This window comes from Frankia nepalensis, assembly GCF_016786325.1.
GTDB classification, from domain to species: Bacteria; Actinomycetota; Actinomycetes; order Frankiales; family Frankiaceae; genus Pseudofrankia; species Pseudofrankia nepalensis.
In genome coordinates this window covers 1-5,309 of record NZ_JADWYU010000274.1, presented here as the reverse complement: position 1 = coordinate 5,309, position 5,309 = coordinate 1, and the positions used below count along the sequence as shown (strand labels likewise).

Annotated in this window: 5 protein-coding genes; 4 read left to right on the top strand and 1 reads right to left on the bottom strand. The window is 70.4% G+C overall.

Translation table 11 applies throughout. The features are described from left to right. Positions 1-977: 977 nt before the first annotated feature. Positions 978-2,300 carry a glycosyltransferase gene (locus I6A81_RS40165; protein ID WP_203007773.1) on the top strand — a complete coding sequence of 441 codons (1,323 nt, stop codon included), beginning with the start codon at positions 978-980 and terminating at the stop codon, positions 2,298-2,300. A gap of 117 nt (positions 2,301-2,417) precedes the next feature. Here the strand turns inward: I6A81_RS40165 and I6A81_RS40160 are convergent, their stop codons facing one another. Beyond that, entirely contained in the window at positions 2,418-2,618 is a 201-nt protein-coding gene (locus I6A81_RS40160) for a hypothetical protein (RefSeq protein ID WP_203007781.1), read from the bottom strand. A 20-nt stretch (positions 2,619-2,638) separates the two neighbouring features. On the opposite strand from I6A81_RS40160, the gene I6A81_RS40155 reads away from it, so the two are divergent. From I6A81_RS40155 to I6A81_RS40145, 3 genes are all read left to right on the top strand, one after another. Then, the gene (locus I6A81_RS40155) at positions 2,639-2,785 is read left to right on the top strand and encodes a WD40 repeat domain-containing protein (protein WP_203010490.1); all 147 of its coding nucleotides are present in this window, start codon (positions 2,639-2,641) and stop codon (positions 2,783-2,785) included. A 401-nt stretch (positions 2,786-3,186) separates the two neighbouring features. Further along, positions 3,187-3,849: a sterol desaturase family protein gene (locus I6A81_RS40150; RefSeq protein WP_203007775.1), complete on the top strand. Its 663-nt coding sequence runs from the start codon at positions 3,187-3,189 to the stop codon at positions 3,847-3,849. A 33-nt stretch (positions 3,850-3,882) separates the two neighbouring features. Further along, complete coding sequence (locus I6A81_RS40145) at positions 3,883-5,247, top strand: hypothetical protein (protein WP_203007776.1); 1,365 nt, start codon at positions 3,883-3,885, stop codon at positions 5,245-5,247. Positions 5,248-5,309 lie beyond the last annotated feature (62 nt).

Genomic DNA, 5,309 nt, shown 5'->3' with positions numbered 1-5,309 from the left:
CCCGGTACGCAGGGTGAGCCTGGTACTCCAGGTACGCAGGGCTTCCAGGGCTTCCAGGGCGGTCCCGGTACGCCGGGTACGCAGGGTGCCCCCGGCACCCAGGGTGAGCCTGGTACTCCAGGTACGCAGGGCGCTCCCGGTACGCCTGGTACGCAGGGTGCTCCGGGTGCTCCGGGTGCTCCGGGTGCTCCGGGTGCTCCGGGTACGCAGGGTGCTCCGGGTGCTCCGGGTACGCAGGGTGCCCCCGGTACGCAGGGTGAGCCTGGTTCTCCCGGTACGCAGGGCTTCCAGGGCTTCCAGGGCGGTCCCGGTACGCCGGGTACGCAGGGTGCTCCCGGTACGCAGGGTGAGCCTGGTACTCCCGGTACGCAGGGCTTCCAGGGCTTCCAGGGCTTCCAGGGCTTCCAGGGCACGCAGGGTACCCAGGGGCCGAGCGTTGGAGCTTCGTCCATCGTTGTCGAGGCCGAGACCCTCCTCGGCCCGGCGGTTGCCTCGTGCCCAGTGGGCACCTTCGCCATCGGCGGCGGCGGGGCGGCGGGACTTCCGCTGGGCCTCGTCGCGATCGCCAGTTCGACGCCCGTCGGTGGCACGCTCTTGACGCCCCCGACCGGCTGGCAGGCGACCGCCTCCGCGGGCGTGCCAGTCAGGGCCTACGCGGTTTGCGCGCCGTAGCCCATAACAGGTCCTGACTTCTGGTCAGGATTCGCCGGAGCAGAGGCGATGCTGCGTGGCGGTACCCCCACCTTCGACTGGGTGGGGGTACCGTCCGCATGGTTTCCGGTCGATGACCCGTCGACCGGCCACCCCGTCAGGGGCCAAAACGGAACCCGCGCAGAAACCACTACCACCGACAAGTGGCAACGAAGCCATACCGATCAGGAAACCCGGTGACGGCGACGGTCGTCCCGGAAAGGGCCGATACTGGGCACCTCGCGGCCTCACCAATTCACCGACAGCCCCCGGACAGGTATCCAAAGATGACGTCACCAACGCCCAAGTTCTCCGTTTTCACCCCCAGCCACCGCCCTCGTTATCTCGACGAGTGCCTGGAGACACTGCGCGCGCAGACCCGGGCCGACTGGGAGTGGATCGTGCTGCTGAACAGCGGCGCACGATGGCGTCCGGATTCTCCGGACGACCGGGTCAGAGTGGAGATAGCGGACGGCATCAGCGGGGTGGGCGCGGCCAAGCGCCGGGCCTGCGAGTTGGCTCGTGGCGAGATCCTCGTCGAGCTTGACCATGATGATCTGCTGGCGAGGGACTGCCTGGCGGAACTGGCGAAGGCCTTCGACGACAATCCCAAGGCCGTCTTCGTCTACAGTCACACCGCTCAGATCACGCAGGACGGCGGTCGTGACGACAGCCGGTTCGACGCGGCGCACGGCTGGCGGTACGAGGAGGCGGACGTCGACGGCCTCCGGGTCCTGCAGGCGGTCTCCATGGCGCCGACACCGCACAACGTCTCGTACATCTGGTACGCCCCCAACCACGTCCGCGCCTTCCGACGGGACGTTTACGAGAAGATCGGCGGGTACGACGCGAGTCGCACGGTGCTGGACGACCAGGACCTGATGTGCCGTCTCTTCCAGGCCGGCGAGTTCCATCAGATCCCTCGCTGCCTCTACCTGCAGCGGATACACGGCGAGAACACCCAGCGAGATGCCGAGATCAACGCGCACATCCAGCGGGAAACCGTCGCGCTGTATGACAGGCACATCGAGGCCAACGTGCTGGCCTGGGCCTCCCGCCAGGGTCTGCTGGCGCTGGATCTCGGCGCGGCGCACCGCAAGCCGTCCGGCTACCTGGGCGTGGACCAGTATCCGGGGGACGGCGTCGACATCGTCGCGACGCTCCCTGAACCGCTCGATCTCCCGGACAACTCGGTAGGCGTCATCAGGGCCGTGGACTTCCTGGAGCACGTGCCGGCGAAGGTGCCCCTGATCAACGAGCTGTACCGGTTGCTGGCGCCGGGGGGCATGCTTCTCACCCTGACCCCGAGCTCCGACGGCCGGGGCGCCTACCAGGACCCGACGCACATCTCCTACTACAACGAGAACTCGTTCTGGTACTACACCAACGATCAGTACCGTGCCTTCGTGCCCCAGATCCGCGCCCGGTTCCAGAGCTCGCGACTGGTCACCTACTTCCCGTCCGAATGGCACTCCGCGAACAACATCCCTTACGTGGCGTCCAACATGATCGCCATCAAGGATGGCATCGAACGGTGCGGAGGCCCGCTGCTGTGCGCCCCCCGGAAGCCGCTGCCGATCGAGGGACCGACGTTGGCGGACGCGAAGTAGCGCGTACCGAACCACGCGGGAGACGGGGGACGGCTGGCGGCGGGCGGATCCGCATAGGTCCGTGATGACGATGTCGGTGGCCGTTGGTGGCCGTCGTCCCCAGGGAGCCTGCCTCGGTCATGTCCCGGCCGCGGCAGCCGGGTGACCGGGCACCGACGCCGGCGAACGGCCGAGATACCACTGTGCCACCAGCAGGTTGGGGACCCAGCACAGGAACGGCACCACGTGGTAGGCCCGGTCGAACGCCAGGTCGAAGTCGGTGCCCGCGAGCCAGATGTGGGCGCCGGTCAGGACTATGAGCCACAGCCACGGCATCATCGCCGGTGCGGCTGTGGGACGTGTCCAGCCTGGCGAGTCCGCATCTTTCCGGCTCCCCGTTGACGGCGCGCCTCAGCGGCGCGATCTCGGTGGCGTTCGCGCCCGACGACCGCACGTTCGCCAGTGGCAGCTCCGATCATCAGGTGCTGCTGTGGACGACGGGTTGACCCTCGTCCCTGGGCGGCGCGGCCGGCGAGCGCGCGCCTAGCTCGGCGACAGTGGTCTGGGGAGCGGGTGGCTGGAGGGAGGCGGGCCGCTGTGCCCGCGCCGGGTCTTACCGATTTCGAACATCCCGGCCACCCGAACGCCGAAAGAGTCGACGTAAGGTCCTTTTCGGTGGGTGGGATGGCGCTGGGTCTTTCGGCCGTCGGGCCGGGCCTTCGACCGCTGGGAGTAGGGATCCGCCATGATCGAGGTCTTGGTGCGGCTTACGCTGGCATTCGTTGTGCTTCTTCCGGTGTTCGCGCTTTTGGAGCGTGCTTTTCCCGGCGTCCCCGGCCAGCGGCGGCTTCGTCGCGGGTTCTGGACCGACGTGGCGTACTGGTTCGTATCTGTTCCTATGAGCCGGGTGGTCGCGTTCGCTTCGGCGACGGTGGCCGTTCTCGTCGTGGCCCTGCCGCTCGGTGCTCCGCTGAGCCCCGACGGCCTGATCGACTGGCTGAACCGGGACACCGCGATCAGTCGGCAGCCGGCGTGGGCGCAGGTAGTGGAGCTGCTGCTGCTCGGGGATTTCATCGCCTACTGGATGCACCGGCTGTTCCACCGGAACAGCCGCCTGTGGCCCTTCCACGCCGTGCACCACAGCTCGACCGACCTGGACTGGCTCAGCTCCGTGCGGGTGCACCCGGTCAACGAGGCCCTGACGACGTTCGCGCAGTTCCTCCCGTTGCTGGCGCTGGGGTTCCGGCCCGGGACGCTCGGCCCGGCCGCGGGGATCCTGGTCCTCTACGCGGTCTTCATCCACGCGAACCTGCGGTGGAGCTTCGGCCCGCTGCGCTACATCATCGCGACCCCGGTGTTTCACCGCTGGCACCACACGTCGCAGGAGGAGGGGCTGGACAAGAATTTCGCCGGCTTCCTGCCGCTGTGGGACCTGCTGTTCGGCACCTTCTACCTGCCCAGCGGCTCCCAGCCCACCCGGTTCGGTATCCGCGGTGACAGCCCACCTGACGGCCTTGGCCGCCAGCTGCTCTACCCGTTTCGCGGACCGACGTCCCGGCCCGCCGGATGACCCACACCCCGGGATACCCGGGATAATCGCGCCATGAGCGAGACCTTCACGGACCGCTGGGGCGTTCCGGTGCTGGCGGCCGACGCGGCCGCCGTCCCCCTGCTGGACCAGGCGATCGAGGATCTTGTCTCGCTCGCCGGGGATCCGGTGGGCGGCGCCGGGGCCGCGCTCGCCGCGGACGGCGAGCTGGCGCTCGCCCGGATCTTCCTCGCCTACCTGTCGCTCTACGCGACGACCCACGAGAGCGGCGCCGGGGCCAGCGAGCTCCTCAAGCCGCTGGCGGCCGTCGCGGACGGCCCCGCCGAAGCCGCCGCGGGGCTGGCCGCCGGGCGCGAGCTCCATCACCTGGAAGCCGCCCGGGCGTGGGCCGGCGGCGACTGGCGGGCGGCCACCCGCGCGCTGGAGCGCGCGCTGCTGGCCAACCCCCGTGACCTGTTGGCGCTCAAGGTGGCCCAGGACCTCTACTTCTTCCTCGGCGACCGCAAGGAGCTGCGCGACGTCGTGGCGCGGGTGCTTCCCGCCTGGCCGGACAGCGACCCGGCCTGGGGGTTCGTCCAGGGCATGTACGCGTTCGGCCTCGAGGAGAACGCGGACTACCGGGGCGCCGAGGAAGCCGCCCGCCGCGCGCTCGCCCGCGGCCCTAAGGACGTCTGGGCCGTGCACGCGCTGGCCCACGTGTTCGAGATGGAGGGCCGCCTCGCGTCCGGGGTCTCGTTCCTGACCTCCTCGGCCCCTGACTGGCGGGACAGCTATTTCGCGGTGCACAACTGGTGGCATCTCGGGCTGTACCAGCTGGAGCTGGGCCGGGCCGACGAGGCGCTCGCGCTGTATGACGAGCGGATCCGCGCGGTCCGGTCTACCGAGTGGCTGGACGTCGTCGACGCGGCGGCCCTGCTGTGGCGGCTGGCGCTGTACGGGACGGACGTGGGTGCCCGCGCGGCGGAGCTCGCGGCGGACATCGCCGACGTGGTGGGCACGCCGACCTACGTCTTTAACGACTGGCACGCGGTCATGGTCTTCGGGCTCGCCGGCGACCACGCCCGCGTGGCCCAGGTGGTCGCCGCCAACGAGGACCTGGCCGCTCCCGCCAACAGGCGGGCCGCCGAACGGGCCGGGCGCGCGCTGCTCACGGCCTTCTCCGCGTTCGCCGCGCAGGAGCCGCGGGTCGCGGTGGACCTGCTGACCGAGGTCCGTTCCGAGGCCCACGCGGTCGGCGGGAGCCACGCGCAGCGCGACGTCATCGACCTGACCCTGATCGCCGCGGCGGCGAGGTCCGGGCAGGCCGGCCTCGCGCGCGCCCTGGTCACCGAGCGGGTGGCGCGCAAGCCACCGGCCGAGCCCTCGGCCCGAGCCCTGCTGCTCGCGAACGGCGGCGACGAGGCCTGGCTGGCCTGGTAGCCGGAACCGGGGCCGGCAGTCGGGGGGGGGGGGGGGGGCCCGGCCCCCGGGGGCGGGGCGGG

Coding starts and splice junctions, on each gene's coding strand:
- I6A81_RS40145 (WP_203007776.1), top strand. CDS start 3,883: ATGAGCGAGACCTTCACGGACCGCTGGGGCGTTCCGGTGCTGGCGGCC.
- I6A81_RS40160 (WP_203007781.1), bottom strand. CDS start 2,618: ATGATGCCGTGGCTGTGGCTCATAGTCCTGACCGGCGCCCACATCTGG.
- I6A81_RS40165 (WP_203007773.1), top strand. CDS start 978: ATGACGTCACCAACGCCCAAGTTCTCCGTTTTCACCCCCAGCCACCGC.